Below are 22908 nucleotides of genomic sequence, written 5' to 3'. Positions count from 1 at the left end.
AGTGCGGTGATCGAGTCGGCTCCGGCGAGGATGCGGTCAGGGCTGGCCCTGATTAGCTGTCGGCTGTCGGCTGTCGGCTGTCCGCTGTCGGCTGTCCGCTGCCGACTGTCGGCCAGGAGGCGAAGGCCATCCCTGTCTGTTTCATACTCGGATGGGCCGTCTCGCGTCATGCCGTCGAGGATAGCGTTCGGTCAACCGTCGAGGCCACGGCGGTGACACTCGACGGCGCCCGGGCGAATAGTGCGCTCGCCACGGATGAGCGCGAGCCTGTGTCGGGAGCGCGGGCCAGCATCCGCTCTGAAATTGCACGCGCGAAATTTCGCGCCATTGACCACGCACGCCGTCGAAGCGATAGTGGGTCATGGCCACCGCGCTGAGATCGCCCTCGTCCAAAGACTTCCGCGCGTGCCTGGCGGAAATCCCGCGAACCGTTTCAACGGGATCGGGACCGGTTGAGTTCGCCGAGCGAGGCAGGGGCGAGCCGATTCTCGCCATCTACGGCACCCTCGGCGGGTGGGATCAAGGGCTCGTGGCGGTCGAGTACCTGCTCGTGAACGGGTTCCGAATCATCGCTCCAAGCATGCCTGGGTACCTGGGAACACCGCTTGCGACGGGGCAGACCTTTGCGCTGCCGGGCGGCGGCATGGCAGCGCTACTCGATGCGCTCGAGATCGACCGCATCATCGTGTTGTCGGGCCAGGCAACTCAGCAACGGGAGAACCGAACCCAGAGACCGCCAGCAGTCATTCCGATGGTCGAGCCGTGTCACAGGGAGACCTCTTGCAGGACACGTAGACCTCGGGTCAGTAGCGGTCGCGAGCTTGCAGGATGATGATGTGGTCATCCGTGACGTAGTAGACCAGCCGATTCGTGTCGTCGATGCGGCGGGACCACTCGCCGGCAAGGAGGTGCTTGAGGGGCTCAGGTTTGCCTCTCCCCGCGAACGGATCGCTCAACGCGTCGCTGACTAGCTGGTTGATGCGCCTCAGAGTCTTGCGGTCCTGGGTTTGCCAGTAGATGTAGTCGTCCCACCCATTCGGGTCGAAGGCGACAGTCCGACTCACTCGGTTGTCAGGTCGTGCTGCTTGAACTCTCCGCGTCGCACCCGCTCGATCGCCGTGAGCAGCCGCTCGGCCTTCGCAGGGTTCCGAAGCAGGTAGGCAGTTTCGGTTATCGCGTCGTAGTCGTCTTTCGACATGATCACCGAGTTTCCGTGCCGGGAGGCGACCTCGACAACGGTGTGGTCATCGTTGACCTGCTGGATGAGCCTTGAAAAAAGCTGCGTGCTCGAAGCACTCCTCGACCTGCCACACCAGCGGATCGCTCGTCGGGGTGACGTTAAACGAACAGCATCCCGGTTCGGCGCGGGTCAGGGCAAGGTGCCGTGGGTAGGTGATCCCGGACAGTGTTCGCCTCTTCCTGAGTGTGGCAGACAAGCTGCCCGCTCAGGCACACCGCGCTGTCGAGGAGCTTCTTTTTCATCTTGTAATTGGTCAGCGACACGCCGCCCATCACCGAGTGCTGTTCTACCTCGACGGTGAAGCCGTGGCGCTCGAAGAAGGGGCGGGCTGTGATGCTGACGTCGGCTATCAGTTCTGTCAGCTGCGCCTGACGCGCGTGGACCTCAACGCGTCCGATCAGTTGTCGTGCTACCCCTTGTCGCTGGTATCGAGGGGCAACGAACAGCATGTCGATATACCCAGCAGGGTTCACATCGGAGAAGCCTGCTGGTGCACCATCCACGGTGGCCACGTAACTGTTCCGCTCCTGCATCGACGCATGCCAGGTGGGCAGATCTCGCGCTTCTGGCCGAGCCCACGCCTGAATCTGCTCCGGCGAGTAGTCGGTGGCAGCGGTCTCGGTCACCGCAGCAAGGATTATTGCCAATGTGTTTGCGGCATCCGCTTGACCGTAGGGGCGGATGAAAACGGCTTGCGCATCGGTGCCCTGGTTCAATTCCACAGAACTAGCATCTCATCGTGACTGGCCCGACCGCGCGGCACACACTGTGTCCCGGTAGCCGAACCTGGACCGGGACACAAGTAGTGGCTGTTGCTCAACCGATACTCTGAGGCTCATGCTTCAAGGAGTCTTTGTCGACGCCAATGTCTTGCTGAGTTGAACGACGCGTAACTGGCTCTTCCTCATGCTCAACAAGACGCAGCAGTTGTTCCAGCTCCACGCAACGATTGACGTCGTCATCAAAATAGTTCGTGCTCGACGGGGCGTGAAGCCTGAACTCGACGGAAACATCACCCGTCGTCTCGACGATGACGTCGTCGAGAACCTTGACGAGATTATCGCCGACTTTGACGGGTCCATCGCATTCCACGGCTCTGATGCCCACGACCGACACGTCCATGCCGCCGCAACTGCAGCGGCCTCCAATTTCTTGCTCACCAGTAACGGCAGCGACCGGCCGAATTGTGTGCTTTCTTTGCCCGGTACAAGACTTACTGCCTCACACGGGCTTCTGACGTTCGCGTGCGGTGTGACACTGATCAAGCTCTAGTCCCAGGGGATGAACTTGCCTTTAGCTAGTCTGTAGCCTCGCGAACCTGGGTCCGACAGGTCCCACGCTGCTTCCTGGAGCAAGACCGAAAACAGACGGAAGGCCCTTACTCGAAGTGAGACCGGAGCCGGATCGTCTACCGCGGATGAAAGGAGCTCACTGTAGAGCGATGAGAACTCACTAGCGGAAATCAAGACCGGCGATTGTTCACTGGCGTCCGGCGCTGAAACCGACACGACAGTGAGCGAACGATTGGCGCTAAAGATGGGCGGAGTGAACTCGTCGAGGTAGTAGAAAAGTTCATCAAGGAGTTTAGCGCTCGAGACCGAAGTAGGCATGATCTCTAATTCTAAGCTCAAGAAATGTATGAGGTCACGACGACCCGGTCGCTTGTGCGTACTGACACTCGGTTCTCATAAGCCTTCTGAAGGGTCCCGTTGCTCCAAATCTGAACCGGCGCTTGGAACAGGTAAGTGGCGTTGGACTTTTGATACGTCGCACTCGACGGAGAACCAAGAGTTTGCCCGATGCACCACTTCGCGAAAGTGTCCCAGCTCTTGCCCGAGGGAGCACCAATTTTGCTGTAGTCCCCCTTGTGTCCCTCGGCAATGTGCCGAAGACAGTCCGCATGGTTCCACGTCTAAATTGCAGCGGTAAATGGCGGTGAATTCGCACCGATTAATGGCGTGAATGAACGTTGTGCGCTAATGGTGAGCTTGGGTGAAGAGGTGACAGACACTGCCCGCTTCGCAATCGCCCGGATCGAGATGCTGGGTCCCGTCAATGAGGTGTTGCAGCTCTGTTTCAAGAAGTACAAGTTCTTGTTGGCGGCGGTGCACATTCGAAAGTTTCCCCGCGAGAAGGTCTAAAACGTGCCCGCACGGCACCTCGCCTGCTTCTCTCACCGTGATGATGCTGCCAATTTCGGACAAGGTTAAACCAGCCGTCTTGGCAGACCGAATGAATTGCAGGCGCGAGAGGGCCGCTTCGTTGTATCGGCGGTAACCGTTCCCCGCACGTTCTGCGGGATCCAACAGACCGCGCCGCTCATAAAACCGTATGGTCTGTGCGGTTGCGCCGCTCGCGATGGCCAGGTCTCTAATTTGCATAGTCCCATTCCACCACTTGACCTTGCACCATAGTGCAACGTCTACGGTAAGGGCATGGATATTGCGTTGCAGTACTTCGATGGGTGCCCGAACTGGAAAATTGCCGCTGAGCGGCTAGCGGTGATCGCAGTCGAACGCCCCGGCACCGTCGTGACCCGGCGGTTGGTCGAGAATCTGGAAGACGCAGAGGCAATCAATTTTCGGGGATCCCCGAGCATTCTGGTGGGGGGAACAGACCTTTTTCCTGACCCGGCAGCGCCGGTGGGAATGGCCTGCCGCATCTACACGACCCCGACAGGATTGGCCGGCGCCCCGACTCTGGAGCAACTGCGCGATGCGATCACCACAGCATGAGCGACACGTTTGAGGAATACGACCTGTTTGTGATCGGGGCCGGAATGGCCGGCACCACAGCAGCCAATAGGTGCGCTGCACAGGGATGGCGCGTGGGGATCGTTGATGCCCTGCCGTACGGGGGCACGTGTGCGCTGCGCGGGTGTGACCCGAAAAAGATTCTCCGTCGGGGAGCGGAAGTGATCGACTCCGCCCATCTGATGCAGGGCAAAGGCATCAGCGAGAATGAGCTCACGCTGGACTGGGCGGCGTTGATGCGTCACAAGCGCGGTTTCACCGACGGTGTTCCTCAGAGCTTGGAAGACGAACTTCTGCGCAACGGTGTGAGCACTTTTCACGGTGCCGCTCACTTCACCGGGCCCCATCACCTCGAAATCAACGGCGTGCGGCACCAGGCGAAGCGGTTTCTCATAGCGACTGGTGCCCGACCGCGCCCCCTCGACTTCCCCGGACACGAGCACCTCATCGATAGCACCGACTTTCTCAACCTCGAGGAGCTTCCCGGCCGGATCGTATTCGTCGGGGGCGGGTTCGTCTCCTTCGAGTTCGCCCACATCGCAGCCCGCGCGGGTGTGGACTGCGTGGTCATCGATCACGGGGCGCGGCCGTTACGCGCGTTCGACCCCGATCTCGTCGATCTGCTCGTGCAGCGCAGTGAGCAAGCCGGCATCCGCGTCAAGCACAGCACCTCAGTTAGTGCAGTGGCGCGCACCGCTACGGGGCTTCAAGTGAGCGTCGAGCAGCACGGCGTCATGACCGTCGTCGAGACAGATCTGGTGGTGCACGGCGCAGGCCGGGTGCCCAACATCGACGGCCTGGATCTGGCGGCGGCAAACATTGCCTGGGGCCCGAAGGGGATCGATGTGTTCGGACACCTGCAAAGCCGCAGTAATCCGTCGGTCTTCGCCGCCGGCGACGCCGCCGACACTCCCGGAGAACGCCTCACGCCCGTCGCCGTTTTTGAGGGCAAGGTGGCAGCATCCAACATGCTCAAGGGCACGATGACCGTGCCGGACTATGCCGGCGTCCCCACCACGGTGTTCACGATCCCGGAACTGAACCGCGTCGGCATGCTCGAGCACGAAGCTGTGCGTGATGGCCGTGATATCGCTGTGCGCTACAACGACACCAGCAGTTGGTACGCCAATTACCGAGTCGGTGAGACCGTCGCGGCGACGAAGGTCATCATTGATACAGCAACCGATCAGATTCTCGGCGCACATTTGCTCGGCCCCGGCTACTCGGAAGTGATCAACATCTTCGGCCTCGCAATCAAGCTGGGCCTAACCACCCGACAACTAAAATCGGCGACCGCGACATATCCGTCCGTCGGTTCCGACCTTGGCTCCATGCTCTGACCCAGGTCTCCGCAGACGACCGTCCATGGAGCTTCCACGCTCATCAATGCGTGTATGTGGTCTTTGGCGCTACTTGGTGGCGTTCTGAGGTCGCTTCCTCCCAGCGTTGGTCGGGCGCCACCCGGGAGGGCGGGTGCACCGGTCGGGTGTTGAGCTCGAATGCCCGCAACGCAGCTGATGTCTTCATTGATCGCTTCCCTGGAAGCTGAGTTTTAGACGAGTTCTTGTGCCATGGTGCTGGCCTGGCGCACGAGGCCTGCGTCGCGGCCCACTTTAGCGGCCGTGATGGCCGCGTCGTAGAGCAGAAAGAGTCGAGACACCAAGGTGGAGGTTGGGTCCTCGCCGGCGATGGAAGCGAGGTGGGCGCGAACGACTTCACGGTAGTGTTCGGCTACCCGGCGCACGCTGACGCACTCGGGCAGCTCGATCACCGCGTTGGTGAACGGGCAGCCGTGAAAGGTGTGGGATTCGACTGAGACCGCTAGCGCTTCGAACAGGGCAGCCACGCGCTCCGGGCGCGCGCCGAACGGGTCGTCCAGGGAGCGCGAGTGCTGAACCCAGCCGTCCAACTCTTGTTCCAGATAGGCCACGACGAGCGCTTCCTTGCTCGCGAAGTTGTTGTACAGGCTGGCCTTTGCTACTCCTGCGTTGCGAACGACGAGGTCGATTCCGGTCGCGTTGATGCCGCGTTCCTGAAACAGCTGAGCCGCGGATGCCAGCAGGCGTTCCCGGGCGCTCCGTGTCGCAGCGGTAGTCGTGGATCCCATGATTGGACAATACCAGACAGATCGGTATAGTTAGCAGTGGCCAGATCGGTCTACCTAGGAGGTACATGTTTATGTCTGAACTCAAGATCGCCGTTGTCATCTACGAGCCCATCGGCTCCGACACCTCACGCGTTTACCGCGGCCTCAAGACCGCCCTCGAATTCAAGGAGGCCGGCGATGAGGTCGTGGTGGTCTTTGACGGCTCCGGCGTTGAGTCTCTCGCCGCCATCTCCGACCCCAAGCACAAGATGAACCCGCTCGCCGTCGCGCTTCAGGACAACATCCTGGGTGCCTGCGGTTTCTGCGTCAACTCCCACGGAGTCTCCGACCCGATCGAGACCGGCGGATGGCCATTACTCACCGACTACAAGGGCGAAGCGAGCACACGCAACCTGGTCGTTCAGGGCTACCAGATCCTCAGCTTCTAGACGCTGCACCAACCCCACCTGATCGGAGCATCCATGGCACTCACCGTTTTACTCGACCTTCGTCTGAAAGCAGAGGCTGTCGCCAATGCACCGGCCATGCTGAGAGATATCCTCACCGGCACCCGGGCATTTGACGGCTGCCTCGGTGTCGACGTCCTGGTCGATGCCGAAGATTCCTCCCACCTGATCCTGCTGGAGCGATGGGCCTCCGCCGAAGCCGACTCGGCCTACCGTGCCTGGCGCGCCGGCGCGGGTGCGACCGAGCTCGGCTCACTCCTCGTCAGCGCCCCGCAGGTCTCGCAGTTCGAGATCGCCACCGACATCTAAATCACGCCATGCGGCGCAGACCTGAGGTAGACCTCGGTTCTGCGCCGTTGTGTGTCGCGTGTCACGGACGTGGAGCCTGCACGGCGCCGACGCCTGATGCAGGCGCGGGTCCAAGGGCGGAGACCCCGAGCAGGCTCACGACTTGTTGGCCTAGTGGCCGTTGCGGCGAGCCTGTAACGGGCAGCGTGCAGGCGGTCAAGGTTTTGTGATGGCCGGCCCTGCTGGCTGGACCAACGCGATCACGTTCCTCGTATGCACTGCCGGTGCATCCGTTGATGGAGTCCTTACCGCCATCGGAAATACGCGTACGCGCCCCTGAGCCGCACCGGGACGCCAGGGCATTCCCGGCTAAGCGTCCCGCAAGACGTTCCCCATCCGGGATGGCAGCGACGGTCGATGCCGGCAGAATGGCCAGTGCAAACGAGTGCTGAAATTTGTGCAGCCAAGTACGGCAAATGACACCCACGCGCATGGTTCCGCGTACGCCCGATTCCCGTGAGCCCCGCCCGAGAAAATGCCCGGTCAAAAGGGGTAAATGGTACCTGCTAGAAGCAGGTCCGGCATGCTAATAGGCTACGCGCGCGTATCCACCAACGACCAGGACCTCACCGCCCTGCGAAACGCCCGGGCCGCTCATGGCGTGACGCCAGAGAAGACGTTCACCGTCCAAGGCCTGACCGGCGCCAACCGGGCACGACCCGGACTCAGGGAAGCACTAGCCGCCTGCCGGGACGGTGACACCCTGGTCGTGACCAAACAGGACCGACTGGCCCGTACCCTGCGCGACGCAAAGGACGTTGTCGACGAACTCACCCGCCGCGAAGTCAAGCTCAGCATCGGAGGCTCCATTCACGACCCCACCGATACCGTCGGCCGGCTCCTCTTTAACGTCCTGGCCATGGTCGCGGAACTCGAAGCCGACCTGATCCGCGCACAAACCCGGGAAGGGATGGCCGTAGCCAAAGCCAAGGGCCGCCTACGAGGCAAACGGTCCAAGCTTTTCAAAGCACAGGAGAAGCCCGAATTCGCAGAGGGCAGCGCGCCTCGCAGCCCGGGACACCCTCACCATTGCGCCGATCTGGTGCTGACCCACGCGACCAGTCCGACGCTCACTGCACTGTTCCGCGTATTGGGCAGCCAGACCAAGGTGGTCGCGTCCGATCGCGCTGCGCTGCTCGCGGCGATCCCCGGCCACACAGCGCAGCTGGAGGCGACGCTTCGCGCGTCGCTCGGTGCGAAGCGACGTCGGCGGGGCTTGGAGAACGACTTCCGTCCGTTCACTCCGGCATCGCTGGATCGCGTCACGTGCCCGACGCTGATCGTGCACGCGCGCTCGGATAACACGGTGCCGGCGTCCAGCGACGAGCATGCCCATGCGCATATTGTCGGCTCCGAGCTGTATGGATGGATGGATCGGTCCTCGCGTTCGCTCTCGAGGCCGCCGACACGGCTCCGGGGTAGGTCCTGAACTGGTTGCGCAAAGCCGGCGAGTGGTGCGCAGATGCGGTCGCCACCAGTTCGATAAAGTACCGTTCCCGGCGGCGGCCGCCACCTTACGTACGTGAGTGTGCGGAGATCTGATCTTTTCAGATTTCCATTTCTGAGTGCCGTACGGCCCATCCGTGTGGGCAGGGCAGTTTGGTTCACAAATCATGACGACAACAATGCCGCCCGACGTGGCGGAAAACCTGATCGCTTTCAGAGCAGCGCTGGCCGCAGTGGTGCCGCCGAAGCACCCCGCCGATCTACTGATCGCGACCTGGAACCTTCGGGCATTGGGGGATCTCACAGCCAAGTGGCACGCCGAACCGGGGGATACTCCCAAGCGGGACTGGTACTCCCTCGCGTGCATCGCTGCGGTCGTGACCTGCTTTGATGTGATGGCAGTTCAAGAAGTGCGTCGCAACACAACCGCCCTGCAATTTCTGCTCGAATTGCTCGGAGATGACTGGAGAGTGGTCGTCTCCGACGTCACCGAGGGCGGCCTAGGAAACGGAGAACGGTTGACGTTTCTGTATGACTCGACTCGGGTGCAGCCTTCGGGACTGGTGGGTGAGATCGTGCTGCCAGCAAAGGTCGACGGGCCGGCCGAACAGTTCGCCCGAACGCCGTACGCCGCCACTTTTGTGCGCGGCTCAGCTGAATTCACATTGACCACCGTGCACGTCATCTGGGGGGCTGACCCGACTGCGCGGCTGCCGGAGATCACGGCGTTCGCGGAGTAGATGCGTGCCTGGGCGGATCGGACCGACCGATGGAACCAAAACCTTCTCGTGCTGGGCGATTTCAACCTCGACCGCATTGGTGACCCGCTGTTTGATGCATTTGTATCGACCGGGCTGTGGCCTCCGACCGAGCTGAATGACATCCCACGAACGGTGTTCGACAACGACACCTCAAGGCACTTCTATGACCAGATCGCATGGTTCTCGGACTCAGACGGAAAATCCCTGCTGACCTCCCTGACCTACACCCTGCGGGCGGGTTCGTTCAACTTTCTGCCACACCTGCTCGGCAGCCTGACACCCACCGAGGTCTCCTGGCGGATCTCTGACCACTTTCCGTTGTGGGTTGAATTCCAGCTGGCTCCAAAAGCCACCTTCTCTCAGCGTGGGCAAAACCGGGGAGCGAGCTCAGGTATTCCGCGATCAGAATCCTCTCTTTGACCTATCGGCGATCTTCTCGGGTCGGCGCGCCAGGCGACGAGAACGCCGAGACCCGGCGTCGTATTTTATCGAAGAAGTTGACCAGCCCGGATGCAGCGCCTACATCCGCTTGCACCCGCCTAAATTGGGGCATAGATCTGCTGGCGAAAGGAAGACCATGATCGCCAACTGCAGCAAAGTAAAAAAGCTGCCCAGCAAAAGCAGCAAAGGCCGGCGACGATCTGGAGGCCGCGCGCCACGCAGCGATCGCGCAGCCGACCGGCACGGCCCGACTCACCTCGCGCCGCTTTCATGCTCGACATTTGGTAAAACTTGTCCCTGTTTATTCTGGTGGAAACATCAGAAACGATTCGCGGCACGTTCCTGCGATGGCTGAAAGCTCCGCTGTCACATCAAGCGAATGCTTCTGCCGAACGCACATCTCGACGAGGTCGACTTCTGGCCGATCTCCTCTGCCGTGACCAATCTGACCGCTGCCGAACAGGACCAACTTGTGGCACTTCGGAAAAGGGCCGTCAGGTTATCGGCACACCCGCGTTCCTATGTCGGCGCAGACTTCAAGATTGCGGCCTGATATCGATTCAGTGGATATGCTCTGCCGGGCTGAACCAATCGGCATGGCATCTCGTTTTAATTCACGTAGCCCCTCGTTACGCACCACGTGATCACGCACCGCTCAATCACGCACCATTTCAAAGCAGTGCACCGAGAAAAGGAAGCAATCATGAACAGCAAAATATGGCTCAAGGTCGGGCCTGTCGTCGGGGCGCTGGCGATCAGCGTTCTCGCACTGACCGGATGCTCGCAGGGCGCGACGCCGCCGGCGGCAGACGAGTCGAGCTCGTCAAGCGAAGTAGCCGAACCGGCCGCCGACGCGACACTCGCGACGGCCGACAGCGACCTCGGCACGATCGTCGTCGACAGCAAAGGCATGACTCTGTACGTGTTCGACAAGGACGTCGCCGACTCCGGTGAGAGTACCTGCGAGGGTGACTGTCTCGTTAAGTGGCCGCCGGTCGTCGCGGAATCGGACACCCCGACGGTCGACGGAGTCACCGGTACCGTTGGCGTGATCACCCGAACGGATGGCACCAAGCAGGTCACCCTGAACGGTCTCCCTCTTTACTACTGGGCTGGCGATGCGGCGGCCGGTGACACCACCGGTCAGGCTGTCGGCGACGTCTGGTGGGTGGTGGCACCCAGCGGCGACAAGATCGCCGGCTAGACGGAACGCACAACCACCGTACCCATCGGCACCTCGAAGCCGATGGGTACGGTGCCGTTCTGCCCGGCGCCGTGAACAGGTCCGCCACGCTGAATCGGGCAGAATAGAAGGGTGTATGTACTGGTGCGGCAGGCGGGCGGTGGCGACCTGGTCGTCGAACCCCGCGATGAGGCCGGAGCTTCGCTGCAACCGCCGCGCCGGCTGAGTCTGGACGAATTTCGAACGTTTGTGGCCGCCAGGGAATCCTGGGCCATTGAAGGCCGCCCGCGGTGGGTCTGGGACGACACCGGCCACACCTATCCGCTGCTGCTCAGTGCCGGAATCCGGGTGGAGCGCTGCCACGATCTGCGCCTGTGCCACGTGATCCTCAAGAATTCCGCCCTGACCCAGTTGAGCGAACTGGCCCTCGCCGCGCCGGATCGCTGGGACGCAGCGAGAGCGGTGACAGCCGATCAGATCGAGCTCCGGGCGACCCTGTTCGAGTTTGATGTCGACGATGACCATGGCGGTGACGATCTCGCCGACCACGCCGCTGACGGCACCGGCGACTCTGGTGGCACCGAACCTGGCCCCGATTCTCGCGCCTCCGAATCGACGTCCGGGCGTGAGTTCCGCCGTCAACTCGACGCCGTGGCATCCGCTGCCGAACCGGGCCGGTTGCGCCTGCTGCTCGCTGCGGAATCGGCGGGCGCGCTCGTGGCCGCCGAAATGCGCTTCGCTGGGCTTCCGTGGCGCACCGACGTGCACAATCATCTGCTGACGCGGGAGCTGGGACCCCGCGCCCTGCCGGGTGTGCGACCGGACCGTCTTGAACTGCTCGCCCAGCGGATCCGGCTGGAACTGGATGATGATGCCCTCAACCCGGACTCGCCGCAGGAACTGTTCAAGGCCCTGCAACGCGCGGGACTGGCCGTGACCTCGACCAGGGGCTGGGAGTTGAAGAAGCTCGAGCATCCGGTGATTGAGCCCCTGTTGCAGTACAAGAAGCTTTCCCGGTTGCTCAGCGCCAACGGCTGGACCTGGATGGAGTCCTGGGTCGTCAACGGTCGATTCCACCCCGACTACGTGCCGGGAGGCGTGGTGACCGGCCGCTGGGCGACGCGCGGCGGGGGAGCGTTGCAGCTGCCCAGACAGATTCGCGGCGCGGTGGTCGCCGATGACGGCTGGAAACTCGTCGTCGCCGATGCCGCCCAGTTGGAGCCGCGCATTCTCGCCGCGTTGGCCCAGGACGAGCGAATGGCTACGGCCGGGCGTGGAACCGACCTCTATGCCGGAATCGTTGCGAGCGGCGTCGTGGAGACGCGCGATCATGCCAAGGTCGCCATGCTCGGAGCTATGTATGGCGCCACGACGGGGGAGAGCGGTCGGCTGTTGCCGCGCCTGGCGCGTGCCTACCCGCGGGCGATCGCCCTGACAGAGTTGGCGGCCCGGGCCGGCGAGCGAGGCGAAGTCGTCACCACCCGGCTGGGGCGGTCGTCGCCGGTACCCGGGCAGGGTTGGCATGAGGTGCAAGCCCAGGCGTACGATCCGGCGGCCACAGCGACCGATGAGCGCCGGGCCCGCAGCCAGGCGAGGGACTGGGGCCGCTTCACCCGAAACTTCATCGTTCAGGGCAGCGCCGCGGAATGGGCGCTGTGCTGGATGGCCGAGATTCGCCGAGAACTTGCCGCCCTCCCGGCGTCCGGTGCCGGTGCCGGTGCGACCAGCGCACTCAGACGAGCGGATGCTGGGCCCGGCCTGGCTGCGTCGGCCGCGCGTCCCGCGGCACCAGGGCGGGCACGCGCGCCCTTCGATTACGCGCCGCACCTGGTGTTCTTTCTGCACGACGAGGTCATCGTGCACACGTTGGCAGCCCAGGCGGAGGTCGTGGCGAAGATCATCGTCACGGCCGCCGAAACCGCCGGTCGGCTTCTCTTCGGCGACTTTCCGGTCGATTTCATGCTCACGGTTGCGACCGTCGACAACTACGCCCAGGCCAAATAGGGCGAGACCACCAGCGCACCGACGTGACCAGGCCCACGGGACGCGCCCATCCCGTCGGTCGAAATCTCAACAGGCTGGGTCCAAGCCCGGCATACGAGGCTAAGTCGATCAACGCAACCGATCTGCGGGGGAGGCACGCAAAAGGGCGGGCCCCGCGGGCTGTGTGCACGTGGGGTCCGCCTGGTTTCCTGCGAGGAAATTCTTGGTGGGAGCTAGCCGGGAGGTGAGTCCTGCGGCCTAGGCGCCCTTGCGGATGGTGACGGCGGCGCCGTCGGTGAAGAAATTGCGGAAGTGATGGAGACGGCAAAAGGAGTCGTACGAACATTCTTGAAGGACATGGTTCACATTTCGTGTCGTGCACAGGTTCGGCCCGAGTTCGGGCACGCGGCCCAAGGCGGATCTGCCACTCGCGATCATCAGGTCGTAATGCCCGCACACGCTTGTCAATCCATAGCTCCCTGGGGCATAATGGCGCTATCGACTGCACGGGATCTCCATAGGGGTGAACGCGACTGCCGCACAATTTCACATCCACCATCGTGCTCACAGCTTCAGGTTGGGAGTCCGGTCGTTCCGAGGTCGTTGGGGAAGACGCACCTACAGAACGGAGAAACGCGATGGACGCAAAACAGAACCGTCGGGCGCCGATCGCGCGGGGGGTGCTTTTTGTGCACTCTTCTCCGCGCGCCTTGTGTCCGCACGTCGAGTGGGCCGCTGGGCGTGCGCTCGGCGAGGCGGTGAACTTCGAATGGTCTGAGCAGCCCGCGCTGCCCGGATCCCAGCGGGCTGAATATTACTGGCAGGGCGCCCCAGGCACCGGCGCTGTTCTCGCTTCTAGCCTGAGAGGCTGGGAGCACCTGCGCTTCGAAGTGACCGAAGATGCCGGGCGGGGAACGGATGGCGGCCGTTGGCTGCACACACCGGGTCTGGGCATTTTTCATGCCCAGACGGACAGCGTGGGCAACATTGTCGTGCCGGAGGACCGCATCCGCTCTGCTATGGACAACGCCGGCGCCAATGCAATCGACCTGCACCGCGAGTTGCGGCTCGCCCTCGGGCAATCCTGGGACGACGAGTTGGAACCATTCCGGCAGGCGAGCGACCTGAACGCGGTGGTCTGGCTGCACCAGGTGGGTTGAACCGCCAGGCCGCGCAACGTGTGGTTCGCCGGTAGTGGCGCGGCCTGTCGACCGGTGACTTTACCCGGCGGCAAGATAACGAAGTCACCTGAACCGCCCGACAGAAATGACCCCGTCCAGCTGGACGGGGTCATTCTCTATTCGCGCAAAACTAGACCGAGCGGAACGCGACGACGGCGTTGTGACCGCCGAAGCCGAAGGAATTGCTCAGGGCGAGCAGGTCTCCGGCCGGCAGTGCGCGCGGCGTCGTCACTACGTCGAGGGGAATTTCCGGGTCCTGCGACGTGAGGTTGATCGTTGGTGGCGCGGTGCGCTCAGCGAGGGCCTTGACCGTGAAGAACGCCTCGAGGGCGCCGGCACCACCAAGCAGATGACCGGTCGACGCCTTGGTGGCCGACACCGGGATGCCGTCGAGCAGATCTCCGAAGACGCGCTTGAGGGCGTTGTATTCGGCAATGTCGCCGACCGGGGTACTGGTGGCGTGGGCGTTGATGTGCGAGACGTCGGCGAGCGAGGCGCCGGCGTTCTGAACGGTCGACACCATCGCACGGGCGGCTGCGGTCCCCTCGGGGTCCGGCGCCGTCACGTGGTAAGCATCGCTGTTGACTACGCCACCGACCAGTTCGGCGTAGATGTGTGCGCCACGTGCCTTGGCGTGCTCTTCGGTTTCGATGACGAGTGCGGCAGCGCCCTCACCGAGCACGAATCCGTCGCGGGTGACGTCGTAGGGGCGGCTCGCGGTTGCCGGGTCGTCATTGCGCGTCGACAGGGCGTGCATCGCCGCGAAGGATGCGATGGGCAGCGGGTGGATCGCGGCCTCAGAGCCGCCGGCGATGACGATGTCGGCCAATCCAGCCTGCAGACGGTTGTAGGCGTTGACCAAAGCCTCGGTACTGGAGGCACAGGCGGAGACCACGGTGGTGATGCCGGCCCGGGCGTGCAGGTCCATTCCGATGGCCGCTCCCGGGCCGTTCGGCATGAGCATCGGCACGGTCATCGGCAGCACGCGACGGGGGCCGCGTTCGCGCAGGGTGTCCCAGGCGTCGAGCAGAGTCCAGACTCCACCGATTCCGGTGGCCCAGTCCACGGCCAGGCGTTCCGGCTCCACCTCGGGGGCGCCGGCATCCGCCCAGGCTTCGCGCCCGGCGATGAGGGCGAACTGGCTGGACGGGTCAAGGCGTTTGACCTCAAAGCGCTGCAGCACATCCGCGGTCTTCACGCGGGCCTGTGCGGCAAAAGTTACGGGGATCGCCGTTTCGGCGACCCAGGCTTGTTCGAGGGTGGTAGCGCCCGATTCGCCGGCCAGAAGGGCCGTCCAGGTGTCGACCGCCGTGCCGCCCAGCGGCGTAGTGGCACCGATTCCGGTGATAACGATTTTCTTGGTCATAAGTCAACTCTCCATGGAACGACAAACGTGTGGGCCGGCGCGATCTGCCACCAGCCCAATGAACAGGTCGGCCGATTTCCGGCCGACCTGGTTCAGGATCGGGCCTAGTCCTGTGCCTTCACGATGAACTCAACGGCGTCGCCGACGGTCTTGAGGTTCTTGACCTCTTCATCGGGGATCTTCACGTCGAACTTCTCTTCTGCGTTGACGACAATGGTCATCATCGAGATGGAGTCGATGTCGAGGTCATCGGTGAACGACTTGCCGAGCTCAACCGTGTCGGTTGCAATTCCGGTCTCGTCGTTGATGAGCTCGGCCAGGCCGGTCAGAACTTCTTCGGTGGACAGTGCCATGTTTTTTCTCCTTGAGGGGTGTCTCGGTTGACCGAGACCTAGTTTAGGGGGTGGGTTGGTTAGGGCAGCACAACGACTTGCGCACCGAACACGAGTCCGGCACCAAAGCCGATCTGCAGAGCGAGGCCGCCGCTGAGCTCGGGGTGTTCCTCGAGCAGACGGTGCGTGGCGAGCGGAATCGAAGCGGATGACGTGTTGCCCGTGTTAGCGACATCACGCGCGATGACCACGGACTCAGGCAGCTTGAGCTGCTTGGCGAACTCGTCGATGATGCGCATGTTGGCCTGGTGGGGAATGAACGCGGCAAGGTCGGCGCTCTCGATTCCGGCTACTTCGAGGGCTTTCTTGGCCACCTTGGCCATGTCCCAGACGGCCCAACGAAAGACGGTTTGCCCTTGCTGACGCAGGGTTGGCCAGTCGGCCTCGCCGCGACGGTACTCCTGAAGGGTGTGATTCATGTGAATCGCGTCTGCTTTGGATCCGTCGGAGCCCCACACCGTGGTGGAGATACCCGGGTAGTCGCTCGGGCCGATCACGATAGCGCCGGCACCGTCGCCGAGCAGGAACGAAATGCTGCGGTCGGTCGGGTCAACGAGTTCGGAGAGCTTCTCGGCACCGATAACGAGTGCATAGTGCGCGGCCCCGGTGCGAATCAGCGCATCGGCCTGGGCGACGGCGTAGGCATAACCGGCGCAGGCCGCGTTGATGTCGTAAGCGGCGGCCGGGTTGGTGCCGACCCGATCGGCGACGACGGCAGCGATCGACGGGGTCTGGCGGCTGTTGCTGATGGTCGCGACGATCACGGCGTCGATGAGGGCTGGGTCGATGCCGCTTCTCTCGATGGCCTCGCGGGCGGCATCCGTTGCCAGATCGACGGCATCGATGTCCTGGCCGGCCCGAGCACGCGTGATGATGCCGGTGCGCTGCTGAATCCACTCGTCAGACGAATCGATCGCTTCGACCAGGTCGTCGTTGGGCACGAGGTGTTCGCCGCGGGCGGCGCCGACGGACAGAATGCGGGTGTACTGCGGTCCGTGGGACTGCTGGAGTGTGGGCTTTGGCATTGTCTCTCTCATAACATTCAGGACTGCTGGTCGATCATGGCCCAGGCCGCGGGCAGGTCGTCCGGGGTCTTGATGGCGACACTCGGGACGCCTTTCAGGCCGCGTTTGGCGAGACCGACGAGGGCGCCGGCGGGTGCGAGCTCGATGATTCCGGTGACTCCCGCCGCAGCGAAAGTCTCCATGCACTTGTCCCACCGTACCGGCGAGGACACTTGACCGACGAGTAGCTTCACAAAACGGATGCCCTCACTCACCCGGTCGCCGTCGCGGTTGGTCCAGATCGGGAGGGTCGGATTGGCGGGGCTGAGCGAGTCGGCGACTACGGTCATCCGCTCGACGGCCGGTTGCATATAGCGAGTGTGGAATGCACCGGCGACCTGAAGCGGGATGACCCTGGCGCGGTGCGGGGGAGTCTCGGCGAGGGCGTCGAGGGCGTCGAGGGCACCGGCGACGACGATTTGGCCGCTGCCGTTGAAGTTGGCCGGTTCCAGACCGAGCTCGGCGACCCGGGCCAGCAGCTCGGTTTCGTCGGCCCCGATGACGGCGCTCATGCCCGTGGGTACCAGCGAGGAAGCCGCCTGCATGGCCAGGCCGCGTTCCCGGACAAAGTGCACCGCCTCGGCGTTGCTGAGGATGCCGGCGCCGGCAGCCGCGGTGAGTTCGCCGACCGAGTGTCCGGCGATACCGGCAATGCGGTCGCGGCGTCCATCCGTGAGCAGGGCCTCGAGGGTAAGGATGCCGGCGGCGACGATTAGGGGCTGGGCGATCGCAGTGTCGCGGATCGTGTCGGCGTCGCTGAGGGTGCCGTGGGCGACGAGGTCGAGTCCAGCGTCTTCGGAAATTTGGCGGAGGCCGGCACTGAAGGCCGGCATAGCTAGCCAGGGTTCGAGGAATCCGGGGGTTTGGGAGCCCTGACCCGGGCAGACGACAACGATCACTTAATTAGTCTTCCAATCTGGCAGCGCGAATGAGTGTGCAGATCACACTAAGTATTCATGAAACCTTTGTTTACAGCAGCACAATTGGCCGGTGAGCTCGGGTGGCGGTCAGCGGCGGCGGGTGGAACCGTCGTGGTCGCTGATCGAGCCGATAATCAGGGCGGACTGCAGAATGAGCGCCTCGCGGGCTCCGGTGGCGTCGTAGCCGATGACTTCGGAGACCCGCTTAAGGCGATAGCGCACGGTGTTGGGGTGCACGAAAAGTTCCCGGGCGGTCGCCTCGAGTGAGCGCCCATTGTCGAGGTAACACCACAGCGTGGTGAGCAACTCGGTGGAATGCGCCTGCAACGGCCGGTAAATCCGGTGGATGAGCGTGGCTCGGGCGAGCGGATCGCCAGCAAGGGCGCGCTCGGGCAGCAGGTCGTCGGCTTGCACCGGGCGCGGCGCATTCCGCCACGACCGAGCAACGGCAAAACCGGCCAGCGCCGCTTTGGCACTCTTGGACGCGTCGACCAGGTTGGGCACCTCGTGCCCGAGCACCAAATGTCCCGGCCCGAAGATGGGCTCGAGCGCCATGGCGATCTCCATGAAGGTCAGCGCTGCGGCTGTGCCGACGTCCTCACTGTCGACCGGCGCCGGGCGGGCACGCCCGATCACGAGCACCAGCCGATTTCCCTGCACACCGATGAGCACATCGGCCGCCATGTGGCGTGCGGCGCGGCGCAACTGGTCGACATCGAGCATCTGCGGTGTGGTGCCGACGAGCACACAGACCTCGCCGTGGCCGTGCCAGCCGAGGGCCGCGATGCGACTGGGCAGCTCATCGTCGTATTCCCCGCTGAGAATGGAATCGACGACGAGGGCCTCGAGGCGGGCGTCCCAGAGCCCGCGCGCCTCGGCGGCGCGCGCGTAGACATCCGCTGCCCCGAAGGCAATCTCGCGTGAGTAGAGCAGGATCGCTTCCCGGAGAGACTCTCCACCGTCCTTGACGCGTTCCTCGACGACCTCGACGGTCACTCGAATGAGCTGCAGCGTTTGCTGCAGGCTCACCGAGCGCAGCAGCTCGCGCGGAGCGGCGCCGAAGACGTCTGCGGCGATCCACGGGGTTGACCGCGGGTCGTCGAACCACGAAATGAAGCTCGTAATTCCGGCCTGGGCGACCAGGCCGACAGCGGACCGCCGCCCTGGTGGCATATCGCCATACCAGGTGAGCGTGTCTTCGAGTCGTTTCAGCGTCTGCGTGGACAACTCACCGGAGATGGTGCGCAACCAGTTGAGAGTCTGCTCTTTCGTCTTGGGCGCCGGTGCCACTGCTTTTAGCTCTCGCCCCCGGCGGAGCCGGTGGTGCCCGCGCTCACGTCGTGCAGGCGATACTTTGCGATGGCCTGGCCGGCCAGGCTTCGGTCGACCTCGCCGCGGCGGGCGAGCAGCTCGAGAGTGCGCACCACCATCGACGGGCCGTCGATCTTGAAGAATCGACGCGCTGCCGGGCGGGTGTCCGAGAAGCCGAAGCTGTCGGCGCCGAGGGTGGCGAAGTCGCTCGGCACGAACTGGCGAATCTGGTCGGGAACGGCGTGCATGAAGTCCGACACGGCCACGAACGGGCCGGCAGCTCCCTCGAGCTTCGAGGTGACATACGGAATGCGTGGCTCGTCGTCGGGATTGAGAAAGTTGTGTTCCTCGGCGGCCAAGCCATCGCGACGCAGCTCCGTCCACGACGTGACCGACCAGACATCGGCCGAAACGCCCCAGTCGTCGGCGAGAAGCTTCGCAGCTTCCAGTGCCCACGGAACGGCAACACCCGAGGCCAGCAACTGGGCCTTCGGTCCGCTGACCGTCGACGTGCTCACCCGGTGGATACCGCGCAAAATGCCGTCAACGTCGACATTTTCGGGCTCGACCGGCTGCACGGCCGGTTCGTTGTAGACGGTGATGTAGTACATGACGTTCGGGTCGGTGTGGGCGCCGCCGTACATGCGCTCGAGGCCGGCGCGCACGATGTGGCCGATCTCGTACCCGTAGGCGGGGTCATAGGAGACGACGGCCGGGTTGGTCGACGCTAATAGCGGCGAGTGGCCGTCGGCGTGCTGTAGGCCTTCTCCGGTCAACGTCGTGCGCCCGGCCGTAGCGCCAATGATGAACCCGCGGGTCATCATGTCGCCCGCTGCCCACAGGGCGTCGCCCGTGCGCTGGAATCCGAACATGGAGTAGAAAACGTACACCGGAATGAGCGGTTCACCCTGGGTGGAATACGACGTACCGACGTTGGTGAATGCTGCGGCGGCGCCGGCCTCGTTGATGCCCACGTGCAGGATTTGGCCCTGCGGGCTCTCCTTGTAAGACAGCAGCTGGGCGTGGTCAACGGACGTGTAGTGCTGGCCGTTGGGGTTGTAGATCTTGGCGGTCGGGAAGAACGCATCGATACCAAAGGTGCGTGCTTCGTCGGGGATGATCGGCACGATGCGATTGCCAAAGTCCTTGGCCCGCACGAGCTCCTTGAGGAGCCGCACGAACGACATCGTCGTAGCGATCTCCTGGGTGCCTGAACCCTTCTTGGCGACCTTGTAGGTGTCGTCGCCGGGAAGGTTGAGCTTGGCGTGCTTGGTGCGACGTTCGGGCAGGTAACCACCGAGCGCACGACGACGCTCGTGCATGTACTCGATCGCCTCGTCCTTGTTGCCGGGGGTGTAGTACGGCGGAAGGTACGGGTTTTCCTCGAGCTGGGCATCCGTGATCGGCACGTGCATGCTGTCTCGGAACGACTTGAGGTTGTCGAGGGTCATCTTCTTCATCTGGTGGGTCGCGTTGCGGCCCTCGAAGCTCGGACCGAGGCCGTAGCCCTTAATCGTCTTCGCCAGGATGACGGTGGGCTGGCCCTGGTGCTCGGACGCTGCCTTGAACGCGGCGTACACCTTGCGGTAATCGTGGCCGCCGCGTTTGAGGTTCCAGACCTCGTCGTCGCTCAAGTGTTCGACGAGCTTGAGCGCACGCGGATCGCGACCGAAGAAGTTCTCACGCACGTAGGCGCCGCTCTCGGCCTTGTAGGTCTGGTAGTCGCCGTCGGGCGTGACGTTCATCAGGTTGATCAGGGCGCCGTCGACGTCATTCTTGAGCAGGTTGTCCCACTCGCGACCCCAAACGACCTTGATGACGTTCCAGCCGGCACCGCGGAAAAAGCTTTCCAGCTCCTGGATGATCTTGCCGTTACCGCGCACGGGGCCATCGAGTCGCTGCAGATTGCAGTTGATCACGAAATTGAGGTTGTCGAGGCCCTCGTTGGCGGCGACCTGCAGCTGGCCGCGGCTTTCGACCTCGTCCATTTCGCCGTCGCCGAGGAACGCCCAGACCTGCTGGTCGCTCGCGTCCTTGATTCCGCGGTTGGTCAGGTAGCGGTTCAGCTGCGCCTGGTAGATCGCGTTGATCGGGCCGAGGCCCATCGACACGGTGGGGAACTGCCAGAATTCCGGCATCAGACGCGGGTGAGGGTACGAAGAGATGCCGTCGGGGGCATGCGACTTTTCCTGGCGGAAACCGTCGAGTTGGTTCTCGGTCAGGCGGCCCTCGAGGAAGGCGCGCGCGTAAGTGCCGGGGGAGGCGTGGCCCTGGATGAAAATCTGGTCGCCGCCGCCCGGGTGGTCCTGGCCGCGGAAGAAGTGGTTGAAACCGACCTCGTAGAGGGCAGCAGATGACGCGTACGTCGCGATGTGCCCGCCGACGGCGATGCCGGGGCGCTGGGCCCGGTGCACCAGAACGGCAGCGTTCCAGCGGATCCAGGCACGGTAGCGGCGCTCGATGTCTTCGTCGCCGGGAAAATCGGGTTCGTTCTCCGTAGCAATGGTGTTGATGTAGTCCGTCGTCGGAACCATCGGCACTCCGAGGTGCAGCTCCTTCGAGCGCTTCAACAGGCTCAGCATGATCTCGCGCCCGCGTTCGTGGCCGTGTTCGGCAACGAGCGAATCGAGGGATTGCGACCACTCAGCAGTCTCCTCCGGATCTGAGTCGGCGTTGTTCGTCGAATACGGGTCCTGGTCGTTGACCGTCATAGTCGACCTCTCCTCTGTGGTTGATGCAGCCTGGGGTATATGCAGCGATGATGCCCCGCGGCTTGAACACAACGGTGGCAGGTGCCGTAACAGAGCAGGTTGGATTGCAACCGGCGGCACCACGTAAGCCTACAGATTTCGCAACTTGTCCGTGCGCGGGGGTGGCTGAACCAAAATGCGTGTTCGCTGTGACACCGGACATATTGCAGAGCTAGAGTGTGTCACCGGCCAATCCATGCGCCCGGCACCGAGGAAAGAAGCTCTCATCGCTCTCGAAAATGACACCCAGGCCCCCGATTTCAAGCTCATCAATCAGTTTGGTGAAACGGTTCAGTTGAGCCAGTATCGGGGGATCAAATCCGTCGCTCTGGTATTCTTCCCGCTGGCGTTCTCCGGCATCTGCAGTGGCGAACTGTGTGAACTGCGTGACAACCTGGCCCTGTTTGAAGACGGCGGAGTCGAGCTCATCGGAATTTCGGTGGATTCCCGTCATGCACTGCGGGCCTTCGGTGAGCAGGAAAAATACACCTTCGACCTCGTGGCCGATTTCTGGCCGCACGGCGCCGTTGCGAAAGAATACGGCGTCTTTCTTGAGGACAAGGGCTTCGCTAACCGCGCCACGTTCCTGATCGATCCGAGCGGCATCATTCGGGCCAGTTTCATCACAGCACCGGGCGAAGCTCGTCCGATCGACGCCTACCGGGCAGCCCTTGGACAGCTCGTACCCGCCCTCTGACCTATACTGAACAGACCCGGTGACCTTGAGTCGTCGTCGGGGCCTTTAGCTCAGTTGGTAGAGCGCCACGTTTACACCGTGGATGTCATCGGTTCGAGCCCGGTAGGGCCCACAGTATAAATACCTGATCAGAGTAAGCATCTGAGTAATACGCAGTCTCCGCGACACTCAGCTTGCCGTGGTTCGACTTGGCGTTCGTATTGTGGCCCTTGGCGATTATTCGCGTTTTGTGGGACGGCGGCGCCTCGCTGACCGCCACCGAGCACCACAGCAGCAACGAGCCCGATCTCGTGCGTCAGATCAGCGACGCGGTCGTACCGACCGTGGGTCGTCTGGTCTTCAACGGCTTCTCGACGGGGGTTCGGGTGTCATGGGCTCAGCATCACGACACGATTCCCCGTCACATCGACGGTGCCACGGTGCTGCCCCGCTGACCCGGCAGGTCGAGATGGCCCGGCGCCTCCTACTGCGCACCGGGACGGACGAAAACGCTCCTGAGGGGTTCTCAGGAGCGATTGC

General features: G+C 63.2%; 23 protein-coding genes, 1 tRNA gene and 1 pseudogene. 14 read left to right on the top strand and 11 right to left on the bottom strand.

The features are described from left to right. Window positions 1-803: 803 nt before the first annotated feature. The 3 genes from E3T41_RS04925 to E3T41_RS04915 all read right to left on the bottom strand — a co-directional run bounded on the left by E3T41_RS04925 (window position 804) and on the right by E3T41_RS04915 (window position 1962). Entirely contained in the window at window positions 804-1064 is a 261-nt protein-coding gene (locus E3T41_RS04925; protein ID WP_092448674.1) for a Txe/YoeB family addiction module toxin, read from the bottom strand. Then, a complete protein-coding gene (locus E3T41_RS04920) occupies window positions 1061-1264 on the bottom strand; it encodes a type II toxin-antitoxin system Phd/YefM family antitoxin (RefSeq protein WP_277871285.1) in 204 nt (67 codons plus the stop codon). Before E3T41_RS04920 ends, E3T41_RS04925 begins: the two co-directional genes overlap by 4 nt. A 74-nt stretch (window positions 1265-1338) precedes the next feature. Then, on the bottom strand, window positions 1339-1962 hold the full coding sequence (locus tag E3T41_RS04915) for a GNAT family N-acetyltransferase (protein ID WP_241991032.1): 624 nt from the start codon (window positions 1960-1962) through the stop codon (window positions 1339-1341). A gap of 184 nt (window positions 1963-2146) precedes the next feature. On the opposite strand from E3T41_RS04915, the gene E3T41_RS04910 reads away from it, so the two are divergent. Further along, window positions 2147-2512, top strand: a complete 366-nt coding sequence (locus tag E3T41_RS04910; protein WP_134477528.1) for a hypothetical protein — start codon at window positions 2147-2149, stop codon at window positions 2510-2512. A gap of 704 nt (window positions 2513-3216) precedes the next feature. On the opposite strand, the gene E3T41_RS04905 is transcribed toward E3T41_RS04910, so the two are convergent. Then, the gene (locus tag E3T41_RS04905) at window positions 3217-3621 is read right to left on the bottom strand and encodes a heavy metal-responsive transcriptional regulator (RefSeq protein ID WP_092448670.1); all 405 of its coding nucleotides are present in this window, start codon (window positions 3619-3621) and stop codon (window positions 3217-3219) included. 54 nt (window positions 3622-3675) lie between these two features. On the opposite strand from E3T41_RS04905, the gene E3T41_RS04900 reads away from it, so the two are divergent. Both E3T41_RS04900 and E3T41_RS04895 read left to right on the top strand, forming a co-directional pair. Next, window positions 3676-3975 carry a thioredoxin family protein gene (locus E3T41_RS04900; RefSeq protein WP_092448669.1) on the top strand — a complete coding sequence of 100 codons (300 nt, stop codon included), beginning with the start codon at window positions 3676-3678 and terminating at the stop codon, window positions 3973-3975. Beyond that, entirely contained in the window at window positions 3972-5333 is a 1362-nt protein-coding gene (locus tag E3T41_RS04895; protein WP_134477526.1) for an NAD(P)/FAD-dependent oxidoreductase, read from the top strand. The genes E3T41_RS04900 and E3T41_RS04895 overlap by 4 nt, the downstream gene beginning before the upstream one ends. 212 nt (window positions 5334-5545) lie before the next feature. Here E3T41_RS04895 and E3T41_RS18820 read toward each other — a convergent pair whose 3' ends face one another. Continuing rightward, complete coding sequence (locus tag E3T41_RS18820; protein ID WP_092448667.1) at window positions 5546-6100, bottom strand: TetR/AcrR family transcriptional regulator; 555 nt, start codon at window positions 6098-6100, stop codon at window positions 5546-5548. 71 nt (window positions 6101-6171) lie between these two features. Here E3T41_RS18820 and E3T41_RS04885 point away from each other — a divergent pair, with 71 nt between their 5' ends. From E3T41_RS04885 to E3T41_RS04855, 8 genes and pseudogenes are all read left to right on the top strand, one after another. Beyond that, window positions 6172-6528: a DsrE family protein gene (locus tag E3T41_RS04885; protein WP_092448666.1), complete on the top strand. Its 357-nt coding sequence runs from the start codon at window positions 6172-6174 to the stop codon at window positions 6526-6528. A 33-nt stretch (window positions 6529-6561) separates the two neighbouring features. Next, entirely contained in the window at window positions 6562-6855 is a 294-nt protein-coding gene (locus E3T41_RS04880) for a putative quinol monooxygenase (RefSeq protein ID WP_092448665.1), read from the top strand. Between the two features lie 535 nt (window positions 6856-7390). After that, window positions 7391-7870 (top strand): annotated as a pseudogene (locus E3T41_RS04875) (recombinase family protein); the annotation flags it as partial. Window positions 7871-8507: 637 nt separating this feature from the next. Then, window positions 8508-9080 (top strand): hypothetical protein, encoded by a 573-nt coding sequence (locus tag E3T41_RS18120; protein ID WP_174775279.1) that lies wholly within the window; start codon window positions 8508-8510, stop codon window positions 9078-9080. A 48-nt stretch (window positions 9081-9128) separates the two neighbouring features. Beyond that, window positions 9129-9521 (top strand): hypothetical protein, encoded by a 393-nt coding sequence (locus tag E3T41_RS18115; RefSeq protein WP_174775278.1) that lies wholly within the window; start codon window positions 9129-9131, stop codon window positions 9519-9521. A gap of 724 nt (window positions 9522-10245) precedes the next feature. Continuing rightward, window positions 10246-10746: a hypothetical protein gene (locus E3T41_RS04865; RefSeq protein WP_134477524.1), complete on the top strand. Its 501-nt coding sequence runs from the start codon at window positions 10246-10248 to the stop codon at window positions 10744-10746. A gap of 111 nt (window positions 10747-10857) precedes the next feature. Further along, window positions 10858-12729 carry a bifunctional 3'-5' exonuclease/DNA polymerase gene (locus tag E3T41_RS04860; protein ID WP_241991031.1) on the top strand — a complete coding sequence of 624 codons (1872 nt, stop codon included), beginning with the start codon at window positions 10858-10860 and terminating at the stop codon, window positions 12727-12729. Between the two features lie 617 nt (window positions 12730-13346). Continuing rightward, window positions 13347-13868, top strand: a complete 522-nt coding sequence (locus E3T41_RS04855) for a DUF3145 domain-containing protein (protein WP_092448663.1) — start codon at window positions 13347-13349, stop codon at window positions 13866-13868. Between the two features lie 151 nt (window positions 13869-14019). Here E3T41_RS04855 and E3T41_RS04850 read toward each other — a convergent pair whose 3' ends face one another. The 6 genes from E3T41_RS04850 to aceE form a co-directional block, all read right to left on the bottom strand. Then, window positions 14020-15255, bottom strand: a complete 1236-nt coding sequence (locus tag E3T41_RS04850; protein WP_092448662.1) for a beta-ketoacyl synthase — start codon at window positions 15253-15255, stop codon at window positions 14020-14022. A gap of 104 nt (window positions 15256-15359) precedes the next feature. Further along, window positions 15360-15608, bottom strand: coding sequence for an acyl carrier protein (locus tag E3T41_RS04845; protein ID WP_092108059.1), 249 nt, complete (start codon window positions 15606-15608; stop codon window positions 15360-15362). 59 nt (window positions 15609-15667) lie between these two features. Continuing rightward, a complete protein-coding gene (locus E3T41_RS04840) occupies window positions 15668-16672 on the bottom strand; it encodes a beta-ketoacyl-ACP synthase III (RefSeq protein WP_092448661.1) in 1005 nt (334 codons plus the stop codon). 17 nt (window positions 16673-16689) lie between these two features. Continuing rightward, window positions 16690-17610 carry an ACP S-malonyltransferase gene (locus E3T41_RS04835; RefSeq protein ID WP_092448660.1) on the bottom strand — a complete coding sequence of 307 codons (921 nt, stop codon included), beginning with the start codon at window positions 17608-17610 and terminating at the stop codon, window positions 16690-16692. 108 nt (window positions 17611-17718) lie between these two features. Continuing rightward, entirely contained in the window at window positions 17719-18921 is a 1203-nt protein-coding gene (locus tag E3T41_RS04830) for a CdaR family transcriptional regulator (RefSeq protein WP_092448659.1), read from the bottom strand. Window positions 18922-18926: 5 nt separating this feature from the next. After that, on the bottom strand, window positions 18927-21653 hold the full coding sequence (gene aceE, locus E3T41_RS04825) for a pyruvate dehydrogenase (acetyl-transferring), homodimeric type (protein WP_092448658.1): 2727 nt from the start codon (window positions 21651-21653) through the stop codon (window positions 18927-18929). Window positions 21654-21918: 265 nt separating this feature from the next. Between aceE and E3T41_RS04820 the strand changes: the two genes are divergently transcribed. The 3 genes from E3T41_RS04820 (at window position 21919) to E3T41_RS04810 (ending at window position 22823) form a co-directional block, all read left to right on the top strand. After that, complete coding sequence (locus E3T41_RS04820) at window positions 21919-22389, top strand: peroxiredoxin (RefSeq protein WP_092448732.1); 471 nt, start codon at window positions 21919-21921, stop codon at window positions 22387-22389. Between the two features lie 39 nt (window positions 22390-22428). Beyond that, a tRNA-Val gene (locus tag E3T41_RS04815) sits at window positions 22429-22501 on the top strand. A gap of 97 nt (window positions 22502-22598) precedes the next feature. Then, complete coding sequence (locus E3T41_RS04810) at window positions 22599-22823, top strand: hypothetical protein (protein WP_134477522.1); 225 nt, start codon at window positions 22599-22601, stop codon at window positions 22821-22823. Window positions 22824-22908: the final 85 nt, after the last annotated feature.

Source organism: Cryobacterium sp. Hh38 (genome assembly GCF_004403235.1).
In the GTDB taxonomy this organism is placed as follows: Bacteria; Actinomycetota; Actinomycetes; order Actinomycetales; family Microbacteriaceae; genus Cryobacterium; species Cryobacterium levicorallinum.
This window is presented reverse-complemented; position numbering and strand designations above follow the sequence as displayed.

Excerpts from the sequence above, each read along its gene's own strand:
- E3T41_RS04910 (WP_134477528.1), top strand. The coding sequence starts at position 2,147 with ATGCTCAACAAGACGCAGCAGTTGTTCCAGCTCCACGCAACGATTGAC.
- E3T41_RS04905 (WP_092448670.1), bottom strand. The coding sequence starts at position 3,621 with ATGCAAATTAGAGACCTGGCCATCGCGAGCGGCGCAACCGCACAGACC.
- E3T41_RS04900 (WP_092448669.1), top strand. The coding sequence starts at position 3,676 with ATGGATATTGCGTTGCAGTACTTCGATGGGTGCCCGAACTGGAAAATT.
- E3T41_RS04895 (WP_134477526.1), top strand. The coding sequence starts at position 3,972 with ATGAGCGACACGTTTGAGGAATACGACCTGTTTGTGATCGGGGCCGGA.
- E3T41_RS18820 (WP_092448667.1), bottom strand. The coding sequence starts at position 6,100 with ATGGGATCCACGACTACCGCTGCGACACGGAGCGCCCGGGAACGCCTG.
- E3T41_RS04885 (WP_092448666.1), top strand. The coding sequence starts at position 6,172 with ATGTCTGAACTCAAGATCGCCGTTGTCATCTACGAGCCCATCGGCTCC.
- E3T41_RS04880 (WP_092448665.1), top strand. The coding sequence starts at position 6,562 with ATGGCACTCACCGTTTTACTCGACCTTCGTCTGAAAGCAGAGGCTGTC.
- E3T41_RS18120 (WP_174775279.1), top strand. The coding sequence starts at position 8,508 with ATGACGACAACAATGCCGCCCGACGTGGCGGAAAACCTGATCGCTTTC.
- E3T41_RS04865 (WP_134477524.1), top strand. The coding sequence starts at position 10,246 with ATGAACAGCAAAATATGGCTCAAGGTCGGGCCTGTCGTCGGGGCGCTG.
- E3T41_RS04855 (WP_092448663.1), top strand. The coding sequence starts at position 13,347 with ATGGACGCAAAACAGAACCGTCGGGCGCCGATCGCGCGGGGGGTGCTT.
- E3T41_RS04850 (WP_092448662.1), bottom strand. The coding sequence starts at position 15,255 with ATGACCAAGAAAATCGTTATCACCGGAATCGGTGCCACTACGCCGCTG.
- E3T41_RS04845 (WP_092108059.1), bottom strand. The coding sequence starts at position 15,608 with ATGGCACTGTCCACCGAAGAAGTTCTGACCGGCCTGGCCGAGCTCATC.
- E3T41_RS04840 (WP_092448661.1), bottom strand. The coding sequence starts at position 16,672 with ATGCCAAAGCCCACACTCCAGCAGTCCCACGGACCGCAGTACACCCGC.
- aceE (WP_092448658.1), bottom strand. The coding sequence starts at position 21,653 with ATGACGGTCAACGACCAGGACCCGTATTCGACGAACAACGCCGACTCA.